The organism is Massilia pseudoviolaceinigra (assembly GCF_030846505.1).
In the GTDB taxonomy this organism is placed as follows: domain Bacteria; phylum Pseudomonadota; class Gammaproteobacteria; order Burkholderiales; family Burkholderiaceae_D; genus Telluria_A; species Telluria_A violaceinigra.
Window position 1 is genome coordinate 106,425 of record NZ_JAVCWL010000019.1, and the last position, 24,063, is coordinate 130,487.

The following is a 24,063-nucleotide window of genomic DNA, read 5'->3' on the forward strand; positions in this document are numbered from 1 at the left end:
ACCAAGCGCCAGCCCGGCTCCCCCGGCTGGCGCTTTTTTCATTTGTCCTCCAACGCTATCCGCGCCAGGTACGCGGCCCTGCCCTCCTCCCCGCGCAGGTCGGAGGCGATCTTGCCTTCTTCAAGCACGATAATGCGTTCGGCCGAGAGAATGGTTTCGCGCCTGTGCGCCACGATGATACGGGTTATCGGCAAGGCGTGGATGGCGGCGTTGACGGCCTGCTCGCGCGTCACGTCGAGGTGGCTGGTGGCCTCGTCGAGCAGCAGCAGGACCGGCTCGCGGTACAGCGCGCGCGCAATCAGAATGCGCTGCTTCTGGCCACCCGAGAGCACCGTGCCCATGTCGCCGATCAGCGTATGAAAACCCATCGGCATCGCGTCCACATCGTCTTCCACCGCCGCGCGCCGCGCGCATTCGCGGATGCGCTCCATCGACGGGGCATCGGCAAAGAAGCTGATGTTGTCGGCGATCGAGCCGGCGAACAGCTGGTCGTCCTGCAGCACCACGCCGATCTGCGCGCGGTATTCGCCAAGGCCGCTCCGGTTCAGCGCGCGCCCGTCGACCTCGATCTCGCCCGATACCGGTTCGAGCAGGCTGGCCAGCAGGCGCAGCAAGGTGGTCTTGCCGCATCCGGAAGGTCCGACGATGGCCACCGATTCGCCGGCTTCGATCTGCAGATCGATCCCGTCGAGCACCCAGGGATCGCTGGCGCCGTAGCGAAAGCGCAGCTCGCGCAGGCGGATCGCCATCGGCTTGCGCTGCTGGTCCGAAGCGAGCGGCAAATGGCACACCTCCGGTGGCGTCAGGGCGATATCGGCCAGGCGCTCGGCGTGCAGACGCAGCATGAACAGGTCGAGCGTCTTGTTGATCAAGGCGCTGACCCGGCCCATGAACTGGTCCTTGTAGCTGATAAAGGCGAGCAGCATCCCGACCGAGAACGTATTGTTCAACACGCGCTCGGCCCCCAGCCACACCACCAGGATCGCGATAATGCCGATCAGGAGCGAGTTCACGGTGCGGAACATCAATCCCAGTTTTTGCGTCGTCACCTGGCGATTGACGGTTTCCACCAGCAGGTTGAGCCAGTGGGCCTGGCGCGAAGCCTGGGCGTTGAACAGTTTGATGGTGCGCATGCCGCGCAGCGTTTCGAGGAAATGGCTGTCGCGCTTTGCGCCCCATACGATCGCTTCGACCGACGCGTTGCGCAGCGCCGTGTACGAGGCGGCGCGCACCAGCGCGTACAGCACACTGCCACCGACGACCAGCATGGCCAGTTCGGGCGCGTAGAACAGCATCACGCACAGGGTGATGGCCGCCATCAGGCCGTCGAGGAGGATTTCCACCATGTCGGTGGTGATGGCTTGCAGGATCACTTCCTGGGAGCCGAAACGCGACATGATGTCGCCCAGGTGGCGGCTTTCAAAGTAGGCCGCGGGCAGGCTGACCAGATGGCCGAACAGGCTGGCACGCCCCGCCACCTTGATGGTGCTGGAGATGGCGATCAGGGTGGCGCCGCGCGCGGCCGTCACCGCTACCCGGATGATCAGCAGGAACGCAAACCCCAGCGCGAGCGTGAGCAGCAGATCGCGGTCGGCGCTGACCAGCGCTTCGTCGATTACCCATTGCATGAAGAACGGGCTGACCACGGCCAGCACTTCGATCGCCAGCGCCATGGCGGCCAGCGCGAACAGCGACTGTTTGATGCCCGACATGCGCCCGAGCAGTGCACTGAGCCGCACGCGCGGTGCCGCCTGGCCCGACTCGAACGACGCCGTGGGACTCAGTTCGAGCGCCACGCCGGTGAAGTGTTTGAGCACGGTGGCGCGCGGCAGGCGGCGCACGCCGACCGCCGGATCGTGGATCACGACGCCCTTGGCGGTGACCTGCTTGAGCACGACGAAGTGGTTCAGGTCCCAGTGCAGGATGCACGGGGTGGCCAGCAGGTCCAGTTCTTCAGGTTCGAGCCGCAGGGGGCGCGAGGCAAGGCCGAGGTGGACGGCGATGCCGACCAGGTCCTTGAGCGTGGCGCCGCGCAGCGACATGCCGAAACGGCGCCGCAGATGCGCCAGGTCGGTCCCGTTGCCGTGGTAGGCGGCGATCATGGCCAGGCAGGCCAGCCCGCATTCGGCGGCTTCGGTCTGCAGGATCGACGGCAGGCGTACCCCCAGGCCGGCGGTGGCGTCCATTGGTTTGCTCATCGTCCCAGCCTCCCGGTGATGGTGTAGACCGGATCGAGCACCCATTCGTAAAGACGGCGCCGCTCCAGGAGAATGTCGGCCTCCAGCTGCATGCCGGGGGCCAGCGGCACGCGCGCGCCGTAGGCCGTCACGTCCTGGCGCGCCAGGGTCACGGTGATGCGGTACAGCGCCTCGCCCGGCTTGCCGGCGCCCGCCGCCGCCCCAAACTGGGCCGGCAGCTCGGCCGGCTCGATGCCGGTGCGCGAAATGCTCTTGATGGTGCCCTTGTAGTGGCCGAATTTTTGATACGGGTAGGCCAGGTAGCGCAGGTGCACCTGCTGTTGCGCGCGCACGAAGCCGATCGCGCGGCTCGATGCATACAGATGCGCTTCCAGGGTGGCGCCGCGCGGTACGATGCTGAGGATCGCCGTGCCGGTGCCGACCGCCGCGCCGCGCGAGGCATGGATCGCCGTCACGGTGCCGGCCTGCGGGGCCGTGATGAGCAGTTCGCGTTTGGCCGCCACCTCGGCCAGCTCGCGGTCGATGGCGCTGGTGTTGCGTGCCACCAGCGCGTTTTGCGTGGCCAGCTTGAGCGGCATGTCGTTCAGCTCCGCCTCCAGCGCCATGCGTTCGCGCCCGAGCGACGACAAGGCCCGTTCCAGGGAGCGCAGCTTTCCCGCCTGGTCGAGCGTCGCCTCGGAAGTGGCCTGCACCTGCTGCGCGGAGATGAAGCCGCGTGCCTTGAGTTCTTCGAGCCGCTTTTCGGACTTGCGCGCCAGCACCACGCGGCGCTTTTGCAGGGCGATTTCCTGCACCATGTTGTCCTGCTCGGCGCGGGCGGCGGCGATGCGCTCGACCAGCATGGCGCGCTGCTGGTCGAACGACTGCGCCGCGCGCGCCTGCTCGGCATCCAGGCTGGCGCGCTGGGCCTGCAGTTCGCGCGCCGCCTGGGCATTGGTCTCGCCCACGGCCACGCTGCGCTCTTCGCCCGACAGCGCCACCAGCGCCTGGCCGGCGGTCACCGTGTCGCCCTCGCGCACCATCAGGCGCGTGGCCACGCCCACGCGCGGCGAATGCACGCGGATCATGCCCTGCTCGGGTACCAGCCAGCCGGCCACGCGCGCCTTGCGGGTGTAGCTGGCCATGAACAGCGTGGCCGTGACGGCAACGACGATCAGCAGCGAAAAGGCGGCGTACCAGCGGTGCGCCAGGCGCGGCTTGATCGCCACCGTGCCGAGCCAGCGCGTTTGCTGTTCGCTCAGCACCTGCGGCCGGAACAGCGGCTGCTCCGCCGCCGCGTCCGGCGCGCCGGCCTCACTCTTCGATGAAGTAGTCGCGGACATCGTAACTGACCTCGATCATGCGCGAGATTTTTTTGATGCGCAGCACCTTGCGGATGCGTGGATCGGCGAAATCGCGCATCAGCGGCGGGCGTGGCGCGTTGAAGAAATAGCCCGGGTCGGTGGCGACAATCGACTTGGCCACCAGATCGAGTTCGTCGCGCGAGCTGACCGTCTGGATGACGCACGGCGCGTGCGTGATGCCCAATTCGAGCAAGGCGCAGGTGCGGTGGTAGCCGTTATTGAGCACCAGGCGGCCGCTGTCGTCGTCGCACACGGCGTTGAGAATGTTGGCGCTGTAGCCGACCACCAGGCCGACCACGCCGGCCACGGTGCCCGAAGCGCGGTAATCGTTCAATTGGTCCGGGCGCAGCAGCACCGGTTCGTGAAAACGGAAATCGGTCGATTCGGAGCGGAATACAAAACGCTTCGAGCCGGCCTCGCGAATATGGACCGGGGCGCGCACTTCGTCGGGCGGAAAGCAGAAGCGGAACAATGCTTGCGGATCGGGATGGGGACCCAATTGCGCCTTGAGTTCATCGACGAAGCTGCGCGTCACGTGGTTCTGGCACACCACCATGCGCCCCAGTTCGACCATGGCGATCCGGGTCGGCAGGCTGTTGAAGGTGCGCCTGTACTGCGAGCTGGCGCACACCTGCGCGGCCAGCGGCATCATGGCGGCCGGCAGCGCGGCGCAGTCCAGATGATCGGCGACGCCGGCCTCGGTGCGGGCCAGCTCTTCGTAATACAGGTTGGCCGCGCCCCATTCGCGAATCAGCGCGGGCCGGATGGCCTCGGGCGATTCGGCGCACAGGTCGTCGGCGAAATCGAGGTACTTCTGCAGCGGCGCCTGGCCGAGCAGCCATAGTTCCTCATGCGTGGGGCGTTCCGGCGTGGCAATAGCTGTTGATGTGTTGAGATTCTGCATTTTGCAACCTCACTTGAAAGTTCAGCCCGCCGCCGCGTCCGACGGCGGACTGAAGTAGCCAGTCCAGCCAGTTAGCTGAACGATGGCCCGGCACAGCGTTTAAGCAGGAAACGCATTACAGCAGCCATCCGAGCAGGCCGCCGCGGTTGCGCGACTTGCTGTCGCAACCGCGGGTTTTGCACTTGTTCCGGCTCTTGCTTTTGCTTTTGCTCTTGCAGCGGCTCTTGCTCTTGCTCTTGCTGTGGCACTTGGTATGGCAATCCGATTTGCCACCGCCATACACGTGTTGCAATTCAGTGCTGGTCAAGTTGCGCATGATGTTCTCCTTTAACAAAATTGAAACTGGACCAGTGGCAATTCCACTCGTCCTCGTGCGGACCGCTATGGCCATACTAGGCACTGACGGACTCTGCAGTTTGATGCGTCACAATCGTGCGGATGAGTGGTTTCAGCCCTCACAAATGGAGGATTTTGGCAACATGTTGCCGTTGGGGTTATGCTGTCGCCATGACCGAACCGATCCATGAACTGGCCCATTTGATCGCGGCGGCCTTCAAATCCGAACGCAACGCCAGCCGCAAGCTCTCCGCACGCGCTGGCATCAGCGAAGAACAGGCCCTGCGCGCCACGCTCGAACAGCGCGCCGGTGCGCGCGGCCTGGCCGCCCTGCTCGACGAACGCGCCGCACTGCTTGCGGCCGATGCGGCGCGCCTGGCCGAACGCGATACCAAGCGCGCCCTTGCACGCAGCGCCAGATTGAACAAGCACGATGGCCCGCCCGCGCCGTGGCGCGCGTGGTTCGACGGCTCGGCCCATCCCAACCCGGGGCGCTGCGGCATCGGCGCGCTGCTCACCGGCCCGGATGGCGAACGCGTCGAAATTTCGCGCCCGGCGGGCTACGGCAATAGCAGCGAGGCCGAATACCAGGCGCTGATCGCGGTCCTCGAAGCGGCCGTCGCACAGGGCGCGCACGGACTGACCGTGCATGGCGATAGCCGCGTCGTGATCGACGACGTGAATGGGCCGGAGCTGGCGGGCGCGCCCTCGCTGCAGGCGTATCGGGCGCAGGCGCGGGCCCTGCTCGGACGGATCGACAGTGCCTGCGTGCGCTGGCTGCCGCGTCACAAGAACCAGGCCGCCGACGCGCTGTCGCAGCGCGCCGCGGCCGCGTTCGGGCCGGCCGGCATGGCATAATCGCGCTCCCCATCAAGGAGCATGCAATGACCACCGACGAACTGACAGCATGGCAGCCACGCCTGCAAGCACTGGCCGGCGCCCACGATATCAATCACCTGCACCGCGTGTGGCGCAATGCGCAGGCGCTGCTGGCCAGCCACCCGGAAGCCGATGCGCTGGCCGTGATGGCGGCATGCTATCTGCATGACCTGGTCAACCTGCCCAAGAACCACCCGGAGCGCAGCATGGCGTCGCGCCGCTCGGCCGAACTGGCCCGGCGCGAGCTGGCCGCCCTCGGTTTTCCGGCCGCGAAGCTGGACGCGGTGGCGCACGCCATTGAAACGCACAGCTTTTCGGCGGCGCTGCCGCCCCACAGCATCGAAGCGAAGCTGGTGCAGGATGCCGACCGCCTCGACGCCCTCGGCGCCGTGGGCCTGGCGCGCCTGTTCTACATCGCCGGCCAGATGGGCAGTGCGCTGGCCCACCCCAGCGACCCGCTGCCCGGAGAGCGCGAACTCGACGACCGCGCCTATGCGCTCGACCATATAGAAGTCAAGCTGGCCAAACTGCCAGCAATGATGCAGACCGCCGCCGGCCGCGCGCTGGGAGAAGCCCGCATGGCGCAGCTGACCACCTTCCGCGCCGCCTTCGCGCAGGAATGGGCACTGTAGGAACTGCCGCGTTCGTACGGGGGCGTAGTGCGTTAAGATAGGGCATCGCCCTTTCGCGCCCGGCCCCGGGCTTTTCTCCATGAGCAGCAGCCCCGCCGCAGCCCCCGCCTCCCCCCCTTCTGCCGGCAACCTCAATTTCGTGCTGGTCGCCGTCTTCATCGACATGCTCGGCATCGGCATGATCGTCCCCGTCATGCCGGCCCTGGTGGGCCAGTTCGTGGGCGGGCGCGACGAACAGGCGTTCTGGTTCGGCGTGCTGGCGACGCTGTTCGGGCTGTTGCAGTTCATCTTCATGCCCATGCTCGGCGCCATCAGCGACCGTGTGGGGCGCCGTCCGGTGATGCTCTATTCGATGGCCGGGATGTGCCTCAATTTCCTGGCCACCGCCTGGGCGCCCAGCCTGGCCTTCCTGTTCATCGGGCGCGTGATCGGCGGCGTGTCCTCGGCCAGCATGTCGGTCGCCTCGGCCTATGCATCCGACATATCGACCCCCGAGACGCGCGCCAAAAGCTTCGGCAAGGTGGGCGCGGCCTTCGGCCTGGGGTTCATCGGCGGTCCGGCGCTGGGCGGCGTCTTGGGCGAAATCAACCTGCAACTGCCGTTCTACGTGGCCGCCGCCCTGTGCGCCGCCAACTTCGTCTACGGTTACATCGCCGTGCCCGAATCGCTGCCGCTGTCGCGCCGCTCCGCGTTTTCGATTTCCAAGATCAACCCCTTCACATCCCTGCGCAAGCTGATGCGCCGCACCGATATCCGCGGCGTGGTGATCGTCTATGCCCTGTCCACCTTCGCCCATATGATGCTGCAGTCGACCTGGGTGCTGTACACCACCTTCCGCTTCAACTGGGGCCCGGGCGACAACGGCGCCGCCATGTTCTGCGTGGGCCTGGCGGCGGCCGTGGTGCAGGCCGGCCTGCTGGGCATGCTGATGAAGCGCTTCGGCGAGGTGCGCCTGACGCTGCTCGGCCTGGCATCGGGCTGCATCACCTACGTGCTGTACGGCCTGGCCACCCAGGGCTGGATGATGTACGTATTTATTTTGTGCAACTTGTTGGCTTTTACCACCGCGCCTGCGCTGCAGAGCATCATTTCGCGCGGTTCGGACGCAAATGGCCAGGGCGAGCTGATGGGCTCGCTTCAATCGATCAGCAGCCTGGGCGTCGTGTTCATGCCGCTGCTGGGCACGGCCATCCTGGGCCTGGCGAGCCACCTGCCGCCGCAGGACTGGCGCATCGGCAGCACCTTCTTCCTGTGCGCGGCGATGCAGGCGGTCGCCATCGGCGTTGCACTTTTCTATTTCAAATCGCATCGGATGCGCACGTGAGGCAGGCATGCGCTAGAATTGGCCAATGGGCAAAACCTCTATTCGCAGCGCGACGCGCGCAGCCGCGTTTGTCATTGCCGTCCGCGCAGCCGGTGCCAGCCCGCCTGCGCTGGCCAACTGCGAGCAACCGTTCCTGGCACCAGTCGCGCCCACGGGACTGAGCGTGAGCATCAGCGGCGAGTCGATCAGCGGCATCTATCCGGACCTGCTGCGCAGCGTCAGCGCGAAAAGCCCCTGCAAGTTCACGTTTTCGGTGGTGCCGCGGGCGCGCCAGGAAGCCATGTTCGAAGCCGGCAAATCGCACCTGCTGATGCCCGCCGTGCGCACCCCGCGGCGCGACCAGCTCGGCTACTTCGTCCCCGTGATCGGCACCCGCGCCACCCTGCTGTCGATCGACAGCAGGCGCGCGCCTGTGCGCTCGATCCGTGACCTGCTCGCGCGCAAGGAGCTGCGCGTGGTGCTGGTGCGCGGTTTCGACTACGGCGACGCCTACCTGGACATGATCGATCAGTTGTCGGCCCAGGGCCGCCTGCTGCTGGAAAAGGACGCCGCCGCGGTGGCGCGCGTGCTCGACGCCGGCTTTGCCGACGTGACGCTGATGGCGCCGACCGTGTTTGCCGGCGCCATCCTGGAAGACAAGCGCTTTGGGTGGATGATGCCCAAGCTGCGCATCGAGCCGCTCGAGGAGCTGCCATGGGGCGAAAGCGGTATCTACATCTCCAGACAGACCGTCACGGCGAGCGACCGCAGCGCGCTCCAGAACCTGTTCGCGGCCGCCGTCAAATCGGGCTCCGTGTACGAAAGCCTCAAACGCTACTACCCGGCCCCCATCCTGGCCGGCGGCGTGCGCCCGCGCTGAGCGGCGCCGCCATGCCGACTATTTTTTAGCGCATTGACCATCCGGGCGACGGAAAGCGCTGCACATGCGCAGCGCGCCGTTATAATTGCCCATCGTTTTTAAAACAGGTTGAAGCCCGTGTCCGATCGCATAAAAGTCATTCCCCAGTATTTAATTCCCAAGCAAGGTCTGACCCGGTTCGCGGGCCGCGTCGCCGGCCATCAGGGCGGCCAGTACACGACCACCCTGATCCGCTGGTTCGTCGGCCAGTACGGCGTGAACATGGAGGAAGCGGCCAATCCGGACATCGCCAGCTACGCCAGCTTCAACGAATTTTTCACGCGTCCGCTGCGCCCGGGCGCGCGCCCGCTGGCCAGGGCCGATTTCGTGTGCCCGGTCGATGGCGCGATCAGCCAGTTCGGCAGCATCGACGACGACCAGATCTTCCAGGCCAAGGGCCACAAGTTCAGCACCACGGCCCTGGTCGGAGGCGACGCGGCACTGGCGGCCGAGTTCCAGCATGGCAGCTTCGCCAATCTGTACCTGAGTCCCAAGGATTACCATCGCCTGCACATGCCGTGCGACGGACGCCTCACGCGCATGATCTACGTGCCCGGCGCGCTGTTTTCGGTGAACCCGACCACCGCGCGCGGCATTCCCGGCCTGTTCGCACGCAATGAGCGCGTGGTGTGCGTGTTCGACTCAAAAGTGCATGGCACCTTTGTGCTCACCCTGGTGGGCGCCACCATCGTCGGCAGCATGGCCACGGTCTGGCACGGGCTGGTGAACCCGCCGCGTCCGGGCGTGGTCAAGGAATGGCGTTACGACGACCAGAACATCGTGCTCAAGAAAGGCGACGAGATGGGCCGCTTCCTGCTTGGCTCGACCATCGTCATGCTGTTCAAAAAAGACACCATCACCTTCAATCCCGAGTGGGCGCCCGAGCGTTCCGTACGGCTCGGTGAAGCGATGGGCAACAAGCCGGCCGCCAAACGCGCCTGATTTCACGAGAGAGCGGCATGAGCGAAGCAGTGGACGACATGGTCGGCGCGCCGGCCCCTGTGGCGCAACCGGAGCCGATGCCGGATCCTGTGACTGCCGCCTCGCCGGCACCGCGCGCAAGCGTGCTGACGGCCTGCGACTGGCTCGGCGAAGGAGCGCGCTCGATGCTGCTGCTGGCGCCACGCTGGGAGCGGCTGGTGGCGTCGCCGTGGCAGATGGCGTTCCAGATGCTTCTCCAGGTTGGCCTGGGCGTGCTGATGCACCGCCTCATGATCGAGGGCGATGCCATCTTCATTTGGCGCGCGCTGCTGGCCGGATGGTCGACTGCCCTGTTGACCGTGTGGCTGTGCTACCTGATTCAGCCCGACCCGCGACTGCGGCGCAGCCCCGATAGCGCGCCCGGCGCGGCGCATTTGTACACGCTGCTGATCGCCCAATCGACGGTGTTTGCGATGCTGGCCTGGGCGCTCTATTTTCTCCTGATCCGCACCAATGTCATCCCCGCGGCCAGCATGGAGGCGCAATGGGCGCTCTGGTTCGTGCCGATGCTCTGGTCCGTGCTGGCAAAGCTCAAGGTGCTGATCCGCGCCGCCCGTCCGCTGGCGCCGGAGCGCGCCATTGTCACGCTCGCGGTGGTCGCGCTGACCACGGCCTTGGGCCACTATCTCGCGCCGGCGCCGCCGACATGGCGCGCCGCGCCCCAACCCGAGGCGCCCGAGGAAGAGCCGTTCGAGGTGAGCCAGGAGATGATGGAAGCGCAGCTGCCCCTGCTGGGCGAGCAGATCGACGCGCTCAAGCCGCAGCGCCCGGGCGTGATCGACATGTACACGATCACCTTCGCGCCGTACGAAGGCGAGGAAGTGTTCCGGCGCGAGAGCGCCATGGTGTCCGACGTGATGGCGCGCCGCTTCGACGCCGCCGGCCGCGGCCTGCAGCTGATCAACCACCACAAGACCGCCGACACGCTGCCATGGGCCACGCCGCTGAACCTGGAGCGCGCCATCGAAGGCATCGCCGGGATCATGGACCGCGACGAGGATGTGCTGTTCATCCACCTGACGTCGCACGGAGCGTCGGACGGCGAGCTGGCGGCCAGTTTCTGGCCGATCGATGTGGCGCCGGTGCTGCCGCCCGCGCTCAAGGGATGGCTCGACCAGGCCGGCATCCGCTACCGCGTGCTGTCGATCTCGGCCTGCTATGCCGGCAACTGGATTGCGCCGCTGGCGGCCGACGGCACCCTGGTGATGACGGCGTCCGACGCCGACCACACGTCCTACGGCTGCGGCAAGAAGTCGCCGCTGACGTTTTTCGGCCGCGCGATGTACGACGAACAGCTGCGCACCACGACGCGCTCATTCACCGAAGCGCATGCCGCGGCGCGCAAGGTCATCCTGCAGCGCGAAACGCAAGCCGGCAAGGACGACGGCTATTCGAACCCGCAAATCAAGGTGGGCAGCAAGATCGTGCCGGTGCTGGAACGGCTGAACCAGCGGCTGGCGGGCAAGCCGTGAGCAGGTAGCGCTGCCCGCGTCACGCGTTTGAATTTGACGCTGCAATAAAACCGATCACCGGGTTTATTCATCAAGCTTGTAGTTCGGCAGCGCATCATGGCCAAGCATACTCATCCGCCTAAAACAATCGCCGGCACGACGGAGGCGGCGCAGCTTGGCAGCCCTCTAAGCCAGCGCACGACGGCCAGCGGCAAGTCGATGACCGTTGTCATGCCGGGTAATTTATGATGTGCGCGACTCGTGGAAGCGCACACTTCGTCCGATTTCCTCATGGCTCAATGTGGTCGTGCCTCGATAAATCGGGGTGACTAATCCGCTATTGCTCTGAACGGAGGTACGCGCGGCCAAGAATGGCCGCTGCGCCATTGCCCTGATTACGCCAATTTGGTGATGAACTGCTCGCTCGGACGGCGCACTTTTTTCAAGTCGACCAGCCAGTCACCCGCCGCTTCGCGGTACCCGAGCGCCATGATCGCCACCGAGCGCAAGCCACGCGCGCGCAGGCCGAGTAATTCGTCGAGCTGGTCGGGATTGAAGCCTTCCATCGGGGTCGCATCGACCTGCTCGAAGGCGGCGGCAGTCAAGCCGATGCCCAGGCCGATATACGCCTGGCGCGCAGCGTGTTGGTAGTTGACCTCGGGGTCGCGCGGCGGGTACGTCGACAGGATGAACTTGCGGTAGGCTTCCCATCCTTCGTTGACCAGGCCGCGCTCTTCGTTGACGAGGTCGAACATCATGTTGATCCGCTCTTCGGTGTAGTTGTCCCACGCCGCGAAGATGACCATGTGCGACCCATCGACTACCTGGCCCTGGTTGCTGGCAATCGGTTTCATCTTCTCGCGCAGGTCGGCGTTGCTGACCACGATCAGCTCGAACGGCTGCAGGCCGCTCGAGGTCGGCGCCAGGCGCACGGCTTCGAGAATGCGGTCGACTTTGTCTTCCGAAACAACCTTGGTGGCATCGAATTTCTTGGTGGCGTAGCGCCAGTGTAATTTTTCAAGCAGCATGGAATTTCCTTCAATTTGATGGATGAACTTCTCAGCCAGGGCGATCGCAGGATAGGCGCCCCGGCGGGCTCATTATCAACGATTCCGCGATCACGCGTATCCGGACGGAAAATTCCAGCCCTACACCAACCCCATGCGCTTGCGCGCGTCGGCGCAGCACAGCCCTTCCATCATATCGAGGAAAGCGCGCGTCTTGGCCGGCATCAGGCGGCGCCCCGGGAACACGGCCCATCCGGTCACCAGCGGCAAATCCCACTCCGGCAGCACCCGCACCAGCTCTCCGCTGGCCACATGGGGCGCCGCGAACAGGTCGGAACTGGCGGCGATGCCGGCGCCGGCGCAGGCCACGCGCGTGAGCAGGTCGGGCGAATTGGCCGTCAGCCGGCCCGGCAGCGCGCGCTCCCACACCGTTTTGCCGCGCGTGAGCTTCCACGGCGACGGCCCGCCGCCGCGGCTCAGAAGGCACAGCAGATCGTGCTTCAGCAGCTCGTCCGGATGCTGCGGCAGCCCGCGCAGCGCGATATACGAGGGCGCCGCGTACAGGGCCATGTGTTCGAGCGCGACGCGGCGCGCGTTGAGGGAAGCGTCGTCCGGCAAGTCGCCCATGCGGATCGCGATGTCGAAATTCTCGCTCACCAGGTCGACCCGGCGCGGCGACAGGTCCAGTTCCAGGGTGATGGCCGGGTACTGCGCCATGAAGTGCGTCATCACCTGCGTCATGCCAAGGCTGGCGAAATCGGCCGGCATCGAAATGCGCAGGCGCCCGCTCGGGGCCTGCTGGCGGTGCTGCACCAGGGCGCCGGCCGCCTCGACCTCCTCGACCACCTTGCGCGCGTGATCGAGCAGGCTGGCGCCGAATTCGGTGAGCATCAGCTTGCGCGTGGTCCGCTGCAGCAGGCGCTCGCCCAGTTTGGCTTCCAGCAGCGCGATCCGGCGCGAGACGGTCGACTTGGGCAAATCCACCCGCAACGCGGCCTGGCTGAAGCTGCCCGCCTCCACGATCCGTGCGAACAAGAGCAGGTCATTCGGTTCCACATCCATTTAATTGTCCCACTGACTGAATAATGATATCCATTTTAACGTCTTCCGCATCGATTTTGGAACGCGTAAAGTCACTTCATCGCAGTTCAACTCATAAAAAGGAAATAAAATGAACATCCTGCAAATTAATTCCAGCGCCCGTTCGACCGGTTCCGAGTCCACCCGCATGGCCGACGCCATCGTCGCCAGGCTGCAAGCGGCCAACCCCGGCGCGCAAGTGACCCGGCGCGACCTGGCCAGCAACCCGCACCCCGCGCTCGACGAGCCGACCCTGGGCGCCCTGTTCACGCCAGCCGACCAGCGCAGCGCCGAACAAGCGGCCCGCGTGGCCCTCGACGACGCCCTGATCGCCCAGGTGCAGGCGGCCGACGTGCTGGTCATCGGCGCCCCGATGTACAACTTCGGCAGCTCGGTGCAGCTCAAAGGCTGGTTCGACGCGATTGCCCGCGCTGGCGTCACCTTCGCCTACACCGCCACCGGCCCGGTCGGCAAACTGACCGGCAAAAAAGTCTACGTGGCGTTCGCCCGCGGCGGCATGTACCGCGACACCCCCAACGATACCCAGACGCCGCACCTGAAAATGCTGCTCGGCTTCCTCGGCATGACCGACGTGACGTTCGTGTACTCCGAGGGCATGGCCATGGGTCCGGAAGCGGTGACCAGGGCGCAATCCCAGGCGAATGCCGAGATCGAGGCCGCACTGGCCTGAGCAACCCCGGACGACGCTGCATCTGTATCAAGGAGAGAAAATGACACAAGCGTTGATGAAACCGGATTTCGCGGTGCACCGGCCACGCGCCGTCGAGCGCCTGATCAACGGGCAATTCGTGACGGACGGCGCCGGCGTCAAGATCAACCGCGTGCTCACGCAAAACCTGCAGCGTCGCCTGGACCCGTTTCTGATGCTCGATGCCTTCGGCAGCGACAAGCCGGGCGACTACATCGCCGGCTTTCCCGAACATCCGCACCGCGGCTTCGAGACGATTTCGTACATGATCACCGGCAGCATGCGCCACCGCGACAGCGCCGGCAATGAAGGCCTAATCACCGACGGCGGCGTGCAGTGGATGACGGCCGGACGCGGCGTGGCCCACTCCGAAATGCCGGAACAGACCGACGGCATGATGGAAGGCTTCCAGCTATGGCTTAACCTGCCGGCCAGCGACAAGATGACCGCGCCATGGTACCGCGACATTGCGAACACCGAAATCCCCCGCTTCACAACCGGGGCGGGGGTAACGGTGCAGGTGATCGCCGGCGCCAGTCACGGCGTGCAGGGCGCGATGCAGCGCGCAGGGACCGAGCCGCTCTACCTCGATATCGAACTGCCGGCCAACGCCAGCTTCGAACAGCTGCTGCCGCCGGGACATAACGCCTTTGTGTACGTGTTTCGCGGCCAGGTGCTGATCGACGAGAAACCGGTACCGGTGTCGCGCATGGCGATCCTGGCCAACGACCCGCGGGCGGACGGGGTGCGCATCATGGCCGCCCAGGACAGCCGCCTGATACTGATTGCCGGGCGCCCGCTGAACGAACCGATTGCCCAATACGGCCCGTTCGTGATGAACACCCAGGCCGAGGTATTCCAGGCCGTCGAGGACTTCCGCGCCGGCCGTTTCGGCGCCTGATGCACCCGTCCCGCCGCCGGCTTCCAAGGCCTGGCGGGGGCCTGCAACCACAAGGAGAACATCTTGCGCTACACTGAGGGCATGTTCCCAATCCTGACCCAGGCCCTGGCCTACGTTAGCCGCGTATGCGGCTTTGAAACCGTCGATTCCTTCCCTCCCGGGCATGCCCACGCGCGCACCCACTGGAGCGGAGCCCATTTCGACATCGCTTCCGACCTCAAGCCCGACCAGATCGAGCGCGCGCTGTGCGAGAAAATCGCCAACACGCCGCTCATTTTCGCCAATATCGCCAACCCGACGCCGGCCATGCAGCGCGTGCTGCTCGACCTGATCGGCACCCGCATGCGCCATTCGGGCGGCCAGCCGGTCGACCTGGTGTCGCTGCTGGCCAATGCCTACCGCAGTCCGTACACCCAGGAAGCGGTGCCCGGCCTGCGCGCAGCCATCGAAGAGAGCGGCGGCGATGCGCATAGCGTACTCGCTTTTTTGAGCGAGATGCCGGCCGCCTTCGACGTGATCGACGCCAGTCCCCGTCAGCGCGGCTTGAAGTTGGTTGGCAGGTAGCGCTGGCGCAGCCGCATGAAGGGCCGCTCGACGCAGCGGTACAACACCCAGCCCGACAAAACGCTCAGCGACAGCATCGCCACGATCGCGACCGGCGAACCGGGGCCGTAGCCGTGCACCGCCAGCGGCCTGGCGGCCAGGATGCACACCTGCTTGTGCGTCAGGTAGATCGAATACGACCATAGCGCCATGCCGGCGGCGCCCGGAATACGCGTCGTGCGCAGCAGCGACCTGTCGCTCAGCGCCGCCACGATCAGCAGCGAAAATCCCAGCGCCAGCATCGGATACCCCAGCACGGTGACGCCGAAGCCCTGGCGCTCGTCGAGGAACAGCCAGATCGCCAGCCCGGTGACCGCCAACCCGGCGCCCAGCGCCAGGTCGCCGCGCGAAGTAAGCACGCGCCACTGGCGCGGGTGAAAATTCTTCAGCAGCGCCAGCGCCACGCCGGCCACCAGTTCATCGAAACGGCACCAGGTCGAGTAATAAATATACTGATAATAGTTACGCGAGCCGCGCGGATTGGCGTGCACCAGTTCCTGCCATGTATAGGCGCGCACCAGCATCCCGGCCGCGATGGCCAGCGCGATGGCGGCCCAGCTCCAGCGCAGCGAACGGCGCAGCGATGCAAGCGCCAGCGCCAGCGCCGGCAGCACCAGGTAAAACTGCTCCTCGATGCACAGCGACCAGGCATGCGAAAACGCGGTGCCCGGCTCCAGGCTGATATTTTGCGTGAAGGTGAGGAAGCGCCACAGCGGCGGCAGTTCGAGCCCGGCGCGAAACCACGGCCAGCACCAGTACAGCGCCAGCATGGCGTAGAACACCGGCAGCGTGCGCAGCGCGCGGCGTCCGTAAAAGCGGGCCAGGGAAAATTCGCCCTGCGAGCGCATGGCGGCGAAGATCTGGTTGCCGATCAGGTAGCCGGACAAGGCAAAAAACAGGTCCACCCCGATCCAGCCCACCTCCCCTATCCAGCCGAAGGTATCGGCACGGCTGACGAACAGCACATAGTGGTGCAGTACGACCAGGGTGACGGCCAGCGCACGCAGGGTGTCGAGACCTTCGATGCGGGCGCTGGAGACAGGATTTTTCATGCGCCACATGATGACATGGGGCTTCGGCAGGCGCCAGCGATGTCCGATAAAATAGACGATCCACCAATCGTCCAGGCTACCTCCGACCATGACCACCGCACGCGAGCTGCAGTTCAAATCGATCAACTACACCGCCCTTGGGGCCGGTCCGCGCCTGATCGTCACCGGCGCCGTGCACGGCAACGAGACTTGCGGCACCAGGGCGATCCTGCGCGTGATCGGCGAAATCGACAGCGGCGCTCTGCACGTGGCGGCCGGCAGCGTGACCTTCGTCCCGGTGACCAACCCGCTGGCCTACGCGCTCAAGCAGCGCTCGGGCGAACGTAACCTGAACCGCAACCTGTTCCCCAACCCGCAGCCCCAGGACTTCGAGGACCGCGTCGCAAACTGGCTGTGTCCCCTGCTGGCGCAGCACGAGGTACTGCTCGACCTGCATTCCTTCAATGCACAAAGCCAGCCCTTCGTCATGGTCGGGCCGCGCAATAACGACGGCACCCTGCAGCCGTTCCGGCACGCCGAAAAAGAACGCGCGCTGGCGCGCCGCCTGGGCGTGCGCCGCTTCGTCGACGGCTGGCTGGCCACCTACGGCCAGGGCGTGCAGCGCCGCATGAAGAGCGGCGACGAATCGACCCTGAACCTGGTGCTGCGCTACGGGATGGGCACCACCGAATACATGCGCAGCACCGGCGGCTACGCGCTCACGCTCGAATGCGGCCAGCACCTTGATCCGGCCGCGCCCGACGTGGCCTACCGCGCGATCGTCAATACGCTGGCCTTCCTCGGCCTGATCGAAGCGCCGCAGCCCGAACCGATTGCGCTGGACCAGATGGAAGCGCTGTCGATGGTGGTGGTGCACGACAAGCTCGATGCGGGCGACCGGTTCAACCGCGTGTGGTCCAGTTTCGATGCGGTGGCCAAGGGCGACCAGATCGGCACGCGCGCCGACGGCACGCCTGTGACGGCCGAATTCGACGGCAAGATCCTGTTCCCCGATGTGAACGCGGGACCGAACCAGGAGTGGTACTACCTGACCCGCGCCAACCCGGATTTCGAGCGCTTTGCCGAGTAGGCGCGCACGCCCTGGCGCACTGACATGAAAGCCACAAACGGGCGTGCTTCCACCTAAAAAGGCGCGCCATCCGCCCATTTATGCGGTCGGCATGAGGGGGTGACAATGTGTGAGCTTACGCTCTTTTCGGAGGGCTAAGGTGGGATGGTCGCCAGGCGCAGCGTCCGGCGGTCATCCCGCCCGGATGTTCCTGGGCGATCAGTCAACCCAATGGAGATCATCATGCCAGTGCAGGAAGCGTTGTCCTTCAATGACCTGACTTACCTCGATTCCAGTCCGTCGGCAGTCAGGGCCTACTTCGAGACCGCCTACGGCAAGAACCCGGACGGCATCAGCGTCAACAGCGAGACCTATTACAACGCGGTGACCCCGGCCATCACGGCGCAGTACGGGCACCCGTGCTACAAGACCCTCGGGCCATTCAACTACGTGACCAATCCGAGCGCGCCGCCGACATCGGCCATCGTCGGCAGCAATTACGCGATCAACAACGGCGACGATGCGGCGCAAGTGAGTCTGACGGTGGAAGGCGCGTGGTCCGACGCGACCAGCTGGTCGTCCGAAACGACCACCGGGCTGACGCTGTCGGCGGAGTTCACCATCGAAGGCGTGTTCAAGACCGGCGCGTCGTTTTCGGTGTCGACCACGGTCGGCCAGTCGTCGACGCAAAGCACCTCGCGCTCGTCGTCGTCCACGGTGACGGTCACGGTACCGGCGCACAGCAAGCGTAGAGTATCGATGGTGGGCACGATGTCGGACGAATCGATGTCATTTACCGCACCGATTGCCGTGCAGGGCTACTTTGGCGCCAACTTCCCCGACCGCGTCAACGGCCACTACTTCTGGTTTGCCGACGCCGCGTCGGCGCTGCCGAAAACCAGCGGCACCATCCAGGGCACGATCCGGCGCACGTCGGTGTTCAACGTGCAGACCGACATCGGCCCGGTCGAGTCCTTGTCGTAGCGCCCGCGCCCGGCGCAGCTCAGGGAATGCCCCACACAAACGGGTCGCTCTCGTCGAAAATCAGCTGCGCCCGGGCGTTGACCCAGGCCTTGCCGCGGATGCTGGGCATGATGCGTTCGCCGTCGCGGCGGTACGAGGCGTCGAACACGCTGCCGATGATGCTCTCCTGGCGCCATTGCGCGTGTTCGGCCAGTTTGCCGTCGGCCGCCAGACAGGCCAGCTTGGCGCTGGTACCAGTGCCGCAGGGCGAGCGGTCGTAGGCCTTGCCGGGACAGAGGACGAAACTCTGGCTGTCGGCGCCCGTGCTTGACGCCGCGAACAGTTCGATATGGTCGATCACGGCGCCGTCGTCGCCGGTGATGCCGTGCGCCTCGAGCGCATCGCGCAGCGCCACCGCGTACGCGGTCAGGGCGTCGACGTTGGCGCGCCGCAGCGCCAGGCCATGGCCGGAAACCAGGAAGAACCAGTTGCCGCCCCACGCCACGTCGCCCGTCACGGCGCCCACGCCGTCCACCTGCACCGTCACCGCGTGCCGCGTGCGGTAGGACGCCACGTTATCGATGGTGACCGCGCCGTCGTCGTGCAGCTCGGCTTCGACCACGCCGACCGGCGTATCGATGCGGTGCCGCCCGGGTCCGATGCGGCCCATGAACGCGAGCGAGACCACCACCCCGATCATGCCGTGGCCGCACATGCCGAGGTAGGAGACATTGTTAAAGAAGATGATGCCGGCGGCGCAGTCGGGCGCGAACGGTTCGCACAGCAGCGCGCCGACCAGTACATCGGAGCCGCGCGGCTCGCAGACGACGGCCGAACGCACATGGTCGAAGTCGCGCCGGAAGCGCTCGCGCCGTTCGGCCAGTGGCCCGCCGCCCAGATCGGGGCCGCCGTCGATGATCAGGCGCGTCGGTTCGCCGCCGGTATGGGAGTCGATGATGGAAATGGTCTTCATGCTTCCAGCATACGCCCGGATAGCGCAATTGTCTTGCATACTCAAGGGCATGGTGCGACGAAATTGGCACAATCGGGCGCTGGTCCCGGCGCCGTGTCAGCCCGGCGCGAGCAGCTTCAATCCCAGAATGCCGGCCACGATCAGGGCGATGCAGGCCAGCCGCATGGCGCCCGCAGGTTCACCCAGCACCAGCATGCCGAAAATGGCAGTGCCGACCGTGCCGATGCCGGTCCAGACGGCGTACGCGGTCCCCAGCGGCAGGTGGCGCAATGCCAGTCCGAGCAAACCGACGCTGCCGGACATCGCGGCCAGCGTCAATACGGAAGGAACGAGACGGGTAAAACCGTGGGTGTATTTCAGCCCGACGGCCCAGCCGACTTCAAGCAACCCGGCGACGAACAGATAGATCCATGCCATGACAGCCTCCTAGATTGGCAAGGTCGTCCATGCCTGGCTCCGTGTGCGGCGGGGTCGTCCCCGCCGGAGAAAAGGTGGCTGAAGTATACCATCGGCCGCGGCAATACGTGCAGGCGGCCGACGCCGCTATTGACCGGTATGCGAATCACACCAGCAAAGCGGCGGCGCGCCGGTATGCGGCCTTGTACGAAGGCTGTTGCGCCGCCAGGATGCCGAGCAGCGCCGCATGCCCTTCCCTGAACGGATCGGGCACGCCCGCGTCTTGCGCAGGGCCGGCCAGCGCCAGCGCCTTGTCGATCAGGGCCAGGTCGGCTTCCAGTTCGGCGAGCGGCAGGCCATCGCGCTCGCGCATGGTCCCCAGGCGCAAGTAGCACGAGCGCAGGGTATGGCGGATCACGTCGTGTTCGGGAAGATAGCACCACAGCGTTTCCGGCTCCAGGCGCGCGATGGCGGCGCGGCAGGCCGCTTCGTTCACGTCCAGCAGGCCAAGTTCAAGCGACACGAAGCGTTTTTTATCGAGCACGTGCGCCCATTTGACGGCGTCGCCGCAGCCTGCCTGCGCCAGCATCCGCTCCGCCTCGTCCACCTGCGCCATGGCGTTGCGATAGTCGCGCCGCTGCACCAGCGTGTCCAGGTCTTCCATCAGGCCGTCGAAGCGGTGGCTGTCGAAATCGACCGGTTCAAGCGGCTCCGCAAAATGCTGCATCTCGTCGTTCGCCCACTGTTCGGGCGTTTGCGGCCACAACGCCGCCAGCGCCATGTCGCCGCGCAGATAATGGCACAGCGCCAGCGCGTGCCGGGCGTGCGCAAGGTCGTCCTCGTCCACCTCCTCATTGGCGTGGGCGTCGAGCACGAACTGGCAATCCTCCATGGCCAGCCCGATCCGGCGCGGCGTGGCGCGCATAGCGCCCTCGGCCCGGTTCAGGTACAGCCAGCCCAGGTCGAACTGCTTGCGGTGCTTGGCGATCAGGGTATCGAACACCTCGTAATAGATCGCACCCGGCACCAGGCGCTGGTCGCCATCGTCCAGCAGCGCGGCGACGCACGCCTTGACGCTGCGCAGCGCGAGCGGCACCAGCGCCAGGTTCTTTGCCGCGTCTTCCTTGATGGCGCGTGTGCAAATCGCCTTGCTGCGCTGCGCGACCGGAATATGCTCGATCTGGTCCGGGTCGATCTGGCTGGCCGTGTCGCTCATGGCCTGGGTCACGAAGCGCTTGGGAATGCAGTAGAAATAGACCGGATGGCGCTTGAAGCATGCCTCGGCCACCGCCTGCGTGAAGCTGGCGTCGGGGATCTCGTACGGCGCGAGATACTCGTCTTCCCTGGCGATCTGCGCCAGCATGAAGGGTTCGGTCCAGAACACGCTCCAGCACTCGGTCACGCACTTGGCGCGCGGATCGCGTTCGATGGCGCCGCAGTCGTGACGCGCGACGATTGCGGGCCAGTCGGCATCCTGGCCGTAGCGTTGTTCGGCATACGCGAACCGCGCGGCATCGACACGGTAGCCGGGTATCGCGTCGAGTGCGCACTTGTACCGGCCGACCGCCAGTTCCAGCAAGGCGCGCGTCTTGTACATGCCCGGCAGCCAGTTGTCGAATCCGTAGTCGTCGCCGTGGGCGATGGCGGCCGCGATCAGGTCGTCGTCGATCAGTTCCGGCGGCACTTCTTCCAGCCGGCGCGCATGGGCAGTCACGCACGCCATGCACAGGGCCTTGTTCACATGCCGCGGCGGCACGCTGGCAATCGACTCGCCGCACTGCACCGCCCTGACACAAACGTCGAAGTCGGCCACCGGGGCCGGTACATGCGCCAGCGCGAAGCCGGACGTGCCGGGACGGGCCAGCAACACCAGCGCCTTGTCGATGAAGCGCGGCGGGATGTTCTCCAGCCAAGCGGGCGACGACGCGATCAGGGTTTCGGCAATCTCGCGCGTAAACGCGCTGTCGGGAAGATGTCTGGCGTAGCCCAGTTTATCCGGCCCGCTCGCGCGTACCACTTCGCGGCACAAGGCGTCGGTGCGGTACTCGTCCGGCACCCTTGCGAGCGAGGCCGATTCGTCGTGCAGCATGTAATTGAGCCAGTACGCCTCGTCCCTGGCGGGCAAGGCGATGGCGCCAGCGTCCATCCGATCCCAGTCGACGCGCTTGTCGGCGCAGTACAGGAAACCGGTGTCGCCATGGGTGTCGTAGGACACGGCGTAGCGTTCATCGTACCGGCAGGCCGCGGCGTGATCGGCGTTTGCCTGTTCGAGTTCATTGCGCTGGTAATGCGCCAGGCCCTTCAGCCAGCGCGCCGATTCGAGGTGCCGGTCGAGTTCCAGCGCCTGCTCAAGGTCGGCCATGGCGGCACCGACCTGGCCCGACATCAGATAGGCTTCGGCGCGGTAGCAAAATGCCTCCCCCGCTTCGCTTTCCCTGTACTCGGATTCCTGATTGTGCTCGATCGACATGCTCGCCAGCTCGATCGCCAGGCCAAGCTGGCGCGTGTGAACCGCGCACAAGGCCGCGTGGTTCAGTGCCGTGTTGACCATGCCGGTCTGCTCCTTTGGGAACAGCGCGGCGGCCTTGCGGTACACGCCCAGCGCCTGTTCCCATGCGCCCTCGCGCAGCAGCGCATACGCCATGCCGAACCAGGCTTCGTAGTAGGCCGCGCGATGGAGGCCGATCTTTTATGCAGCAGGTAGGCGTCCCGATGGTCGTCCGCAGCCATCGCCGCCTGCGCGGCCTGGTGGAATGGGTAGCTGGCGATGTCGTAGCCATCCTTGTATATGGTCCGGCCGCGCTTCAGTGCGGGGACGATGGAATCGCTATGCCATGAGAAATCGTCCGAACCGTCACGCACGACGTAGGCGACGAAGCGCTCGTCGAGGACATGCACCGCATCGTGCCACGAGAACACCGGATTGGGCAGGTCGAGGTTGGCGCAGTAGTCGCCGTCACCCAAAATGAAAATGACCGCGTCGGGGTTGAGCGTGAGCTGGTCGATCCGGTAAAACCAGGCGAACAGGAATTGCGTGTCGAGGCGCAGTGCGGGCGCGCGGCGCATGGCGCAATCGTCTTGCGCCAGCATCCAGGCGGATTTGGCCACGACCCGGCCGCCGACCGCGTTGCTCTGCATGGCGTCGAGCCGGATCGCATCCACATACAGGTCGCCGCTGACAAAGCCCACCTGGCCGAGCGGGTCCCCCCATCCCAGGTCGCCGCCGCCATCGTCGATATGCAGGTCGCCGTCGATGACGATGCGGCTCCAGGCCTGGCCCCCGGCCGCCTCCAGCATCTGCTTGCCGATGCTGACATTGCCGGTAACGAGCAACCACGGCAAATCGCTGTCGTCTCCGGGTGCGTCATCCGCATCGTCCTCGCTGGCACCGGGAAAGCGTTCGCGAAAACCGGCGTGCGAGAAAAGCGTGTAGCCGTCCCACGTCGTCAAGGGAATGATGTTCTTTGTCATGGAAGCCTGAAAAGTGGACAGCGAGAGAGCAAGATATGCGAAGAACATTATTATAACGTTAACAACCCTTTCTTCCCACTGCCGCCCGGCCCGGCCATTCGCCACGCAGCTTGCACGCGGTTACACTGTCTATCCCACTATCCATAACAAGGAGCCATCAATGGCCATCGCCGCAAAAGTGTTGATCGGTTTGATTTTGCTGTTGCACGTGTACTTCGTCCTGCTCGAAACGGTTCTCTTCAAGACGCGCGGGCGCCGCGTGTTCGGCCTGACCGCTGAAAAAGCCGAGATCATGGCGCCCGCCATGTCCAACCAGGGCTGCTACAACGGCTTCCTGGTAGGGGCGCTGGCGGTCGGCCTGCTCCATCCCGATGCCGGGATCGCGCATGCCTTCGTGGTGTACGGACTGGCCTGCATCATGGTGGCCGGCATTTGGGGCGCGCTGACGGTCAAGAAGACCATCCTGTTCTTCCAGACCGTGCCCGCCGCGCTCGCGCTGGCCCTGGTCTATCTGTCGCACTGAGCCCCGCAGTCCCTCGTTCAAGTCCCTGCCAAGCAGGAATTTTTTATATATCGTAATATGACGATATTAGATTCGGAAAAACCCGATATGCAAATCGACGCCATTCACAAGGCATTGGCCAACCCGATGCGCCGCCAGATTCTTGGCTGGCTCAAGGAACCGCATGTGCACTTCGCACATCAGGTACACAACCTCGACGTCGGGGTGTGCGCCGGCCTGATCGACGCGCGGACGGGGCTTGCGCAATCGACCGTATCGGCCCATCTGGCAGCGCTGCAGCGCGCCGGGCTGATTACCTCGCGCAAGGTAGGCCAGTGGATCTATTACAAGCGTAACGAGGAAGCCATCAAGGCTTTCCTCGACCATATGAACGAGGGACTTTAGGAGTTAA

25 protein-coding genes are annotated in these 24,063 nt (G+C 65.4%); 14 read left to right on the top strand and 11 right to left on the bottom strand.

The window, feature by feature from the left end; all coding sequences use genetic code 11:
- Positions 1-38 precede the first annotated feature (38 nt).
- From RBA40_RS19300 to RBA40_RS19315, 4 genes are all read right to left on the bottom strand, one after another.
- Positions 39-2,198 (bottom strand): peptidase domain-containing ABC transporter, encoded by a 2,160-nt coding sequence (locus tag RBA40_RS19300; RefSeq protein ID WP_306649383.1) that lies wholly within the window; start codon positions 2,196-2,198, stop codon positions 39-41.
- Positions 2,195-3,520: an HlyD family secretion protein gene (locus tag RBA40_RS19305; RefSeq protein ID WP_306649384.1), complete on the bottom strand. Its 1,326-nt coding sequence runs from the start codon at positions 3,518-3,520 to the stop codon at positions 2,195-2,197. The genes RBA40_RS19300 and RBA40_RS19305 overlap by 4 nt, the downstream gene beginning before the upstream one ends.
- Complete coding sequence (locus RBA40_RS19310) at positions 3,492-4,445, bottom strand: hypothetical protein (protein ID WP_306649385.1); 954 nt, start codon at positions 4,443-4,445, stop codon at positions 3,492-3,494. Before RBA40_RS19310 ends, RBA40_RS19305 begins: the two co-directional genes overlap by 29 nt.
- Positions 4,446-4,560: 115 nt before the next feature.
- Positions 4,561-4,761: a hypothetical protein gene (locus RBA40_RS19315; RefSeq protein WP_306649386.1), complete on the bottom strand. Its 201-nt coding sequence runs from the start codon at positions 4,759-4,761 to the stop codon at positions 4,561-4,563.
- 191 nt (positions 4,762-4,952) lie between these two features.
- On the opposite strand from RBA40_RS19315, the gene RBA40_RS19320 reads away from it, so the two are divergent.
- The 7 genes from RBA40_RS19320 to RBA40_RS19350 all read left to right on the top strand — a co-directional run bounded on the left by RBA40_RS19320 (position 4,953) and on the right by RBA40_RS19350 (position 11,195).
- Positions 4,953-5,639: a ribonuclease HI family protein gene (locus tag RBA40_RS19320; RefSeq protein WP_306649388.1), complete on the top strand. Its 687-nt coding sequence runs from the start codon at positions 4,953-4,955 to the stop codon at positions 5,637-5,639.
- Between the two features lie 26 nt (positions 5,640-5,665).
- Positions 5,666-6,292, top strand: a complete 627-nt coding sequence (locus tag RBA40_RS19325; RefSeq protein ID WP_306649389.1) for an HD domain-containing protein — start codon at positions 5,666-5,668, stop codon at positions 6,290-6,292.
- Positions 6,293-6,371: 79 nt separating this feature from the next.
- Entirely contained in the window at positions 6,372-7,616 is a 1,245-nt protein-coding gene (locus tag RBA40_RS19330; RefSeq protein WP_306649390.1) for an MFS transporter, read from the top strand.
- Positions 7,617-7,641: 25 nt separating this feature from the next.
- Complete coding sequence (locus RBA40_RS19335; protein ID WP_306649391.1) at positions 7,642-8,475, top strand: substrate-binding periplasmic protein; 834 nt, start codon at positions 7,642-7,644, stop codon at positions 8,473-8,475.
- Positions 8,476-8,592: 117 nt separating this feature from the next.
- Positions 8,593-9,456: an archaetidylserine decarboxylase gene (gene asd, locus RBA40_RS19340; RefSeq protein WP_306649392.1), complete on the top strand. Its 864-nt coding sequence runs from the start codon at positions 8,593-8,595 to the stop codon at positions 9,454-9,456.
- A gap of 17 nt (positions 9,457-9,473) precedes the next feature.
- Positions 9,474-10,967 (top strand): C13 family peptidase, encoded by a 1,494-nt coding sequence (locus tag RBA40_RS19345; protein WP_306649393.1) that lies wholly within the window; start codon positions 9,474-9,476, stop codon positions 10,965-10,967.
- 96 nt (positions 10,968-11,063) lie between these two features.
- Complete coding sequence (locus RBA40_RS19350) at positions 11,064-11,195, top strand: hypothetical protein (RefSeq protein ID WP_306649394.1); 132 nt, start codon at positions 11,064-11,066, stop codon at positions 11,193-11,195.
- Between the two features lie 146 nt (positions 11,196-11,341).
- Here the strand turns inward: RBA40_RS19350 and RBA40_RS19355 are convergent, their stop codons facing one another.
- Complete coding sequence (locus tag RBA40_RS19355) at positions 11,342-11,974, bottom strand: NAD(P)H-dependent oxidoreductase (protein ID WP_306649395.1); 633 nt, start codon at positions 11,972-11,974, stop codon at positions 11,342-11,344.
- A gap of 120 nt (positions 11,975-12,094) precedes the next feature.
- On the bottom strand, positions 12,095-13,015 hold the full coding sequence (locus RBA40_RS19360) for a LysR family transcriptional regulator (RefSeq protein WP_306649396.1): 921 nt from the start codon (positions 13,013-13,015) through the stop codon (positions 12,095-12,097).
- Positions 13,016-13,124: 109 nt separating this feature from the next.
- Here RBA40_RS19360 and RBA40_RS19365 point away from each other — a divergent pair, with 109 nt between their 5' ends.
- From RBA40_RS19365 to RBA40_RS19375, 3 genes are all read left to right on the top strand, one after another.
- Entirely contained in the window at positions 13,125-13,724 is a 600-nt protein-coding gene (locus RBA40_RS19365) for an FMN-dependent NADH-azoreductase (protein WP_306649397.1), read from the top strand.
- A 40-nt stretch (positions 13,725-13,764) separates the two neighbouring features.
- The gene (locus tag RBA40_RS19370; RefSeq protein ID WP_306649398.1) at positions 13,765-14,643 is read left to right on the top strand and encodes a pirin family protein; all 879 of its coding nucleotides are present in this window, start codon (positions 13,765-13,767) and stop codon (positions 14,641-14,643) included.
- A gap of 63 nt (positions 14,644-14,706) precedes the next feature.
- The gene (locus RBA40_RS19375; protein ID WP_306649399.1) at positions 14,707-15,207 is read left to right on the top strand and encodes a hypothetical protein; all 501 of its coding nucleotides are present in this window, start codon (positions 14,707-14,709) and stop codon (positions 15,205-15,207) included.
- Here RBA40_RS19375 and RBA40_RS19380 read toward each other — a convergent pair.
- On the bottom strand, positions 15,177-16,298 hold the full coding sequence (locus RBA40_RS19380; RefSeq protein ID WP_306649400.1) for an acyltransferase family protein: 1,122 nt from the start codon (positions 16,296-16,298) through the stop codon (positions 15,177-15,179). The genes RBA40_RS19375 and RBA40_RS19380 overlap by 31 nt on opposite strands.
- An 88-nt stretch (positions 16,299-16,386) precedes the next feature.
- On the opposite strand from RBA40_RS19380, the gene RBA40_RS19385 reads away from it, so the two are divergent.
- Together RBA40_RS19385 and RBA40_RS19390 are read left to right on the top strand one after the other, a co-directional pair.
- On the top strand, positions 16,387-17,367 hold the full coding sequence (locus RBA40_RS19385; protein WP_306649401.1) for a M14 family metallopeptidase: 981 nt from the start codon (positions 16,387-16,389) through the stop codon (positions 17,365-17,367).
- A gap of 222 nt (positions 17,368-17,589) precedes the next feature.
- Positions 17,590-18,330, top strand: coding sequence for a hypothetical protein (locus RBA40_RS19390; protein WP_306649402.1), 741 nt, complete (start codon positions 17,590-17,592; stop codon positions 18,328-18,330).
- 19 nt (positions 18,331-18,349) lie between these two features.
- Here RBA40_RS19390 and RBA40_RS19395 read toward each other — a convergent pair whose 3' ends face one another.
- The 4 genes from RBA40_RS19395 to RBA40_RS19410 form a co-directional block, all read right to left on the bottom strand.
- On the bottom strand, positions 18,350-19,282 hold the full coding sequence (locus tag RBA40_RS19395) for a 4-hydroxyproline epimerase (RefSeq protein WP_306649403.1): 933 nt from the start codon (positions 19,280-19,282) through the stop codon (positions 18,350-18,352).
- A gap of 96 nt (positions 19,283-19,378) precedes the next feature.
- Positions 19,379-19,699: a quaternary ammonium compound efflux SMR transporter SugE gene (gene sugE, locus RBA40_RS19400; protein ID WP_306649404.1), complete on the bottom strand. Its 321-nt coding sequence runs from the start codon at positions 19,697-19,699 to the stop codon at positions 19,379-19,381.
- A 145-nt stretch (positions 19,700-19,844) separates the two neighbouring features.
- Positions 19,845-22,322, bottom strand: coding sequence for a tetratricopeptide repeat protein (locus RBA40_RS19405; RefSeq protein WP_306649405.1), 2,478 nt, complete (start codon positions 22,320-22,322; stop codon positions 19,845-19,847).
- On the bottom strand, positions 22,211-23,149 hold the full coding sequence (locus tag RBA40_RS19410; protein WP_306649406.1) for a hypothetical protein: 939 nt from the start codon (positions 23,147-23,149) through the stop codon (positions 22,211-22,213). The genes RBA40_RS19405 and RBA40_RS19410 overlap by 112 nt, the downstream gene beginning before the upstream one ends.
- 160 nt (positions 23,150-23,309) lie before the next feature.
- Here RBA40_RS19410 and RBA40_RS19415 point away from each other — a divergent pair, with 160 nt between their 5' ends.
- Positions 23,310-23,672: a DUF1304 domain-containing protein gene (locus RBA40_RS19415; protein ID WP_306649407.1), complete on the top strand. Its 363-nt coding sequence runs from the start codon at positions 23,310-23,312 to the stop codon at positions 23,670-23,672.
- An 87-nt stretch (positions 23,673-23,759) separates the two neighbouring features.
- Positions 23,760-24,056, top strand: coding sequence for an ArsR/SmtB family transcription factor (locus RBA40_RS19420; RefSeq protein ID WP_099882799.1), 297 nt, complete (start codon positions 23,760-23,762; stop codon positions 24,054-24,056).
- The last annotated feature ends 7 nt before the right edge of the window (positions 24,057-24,063 follow it).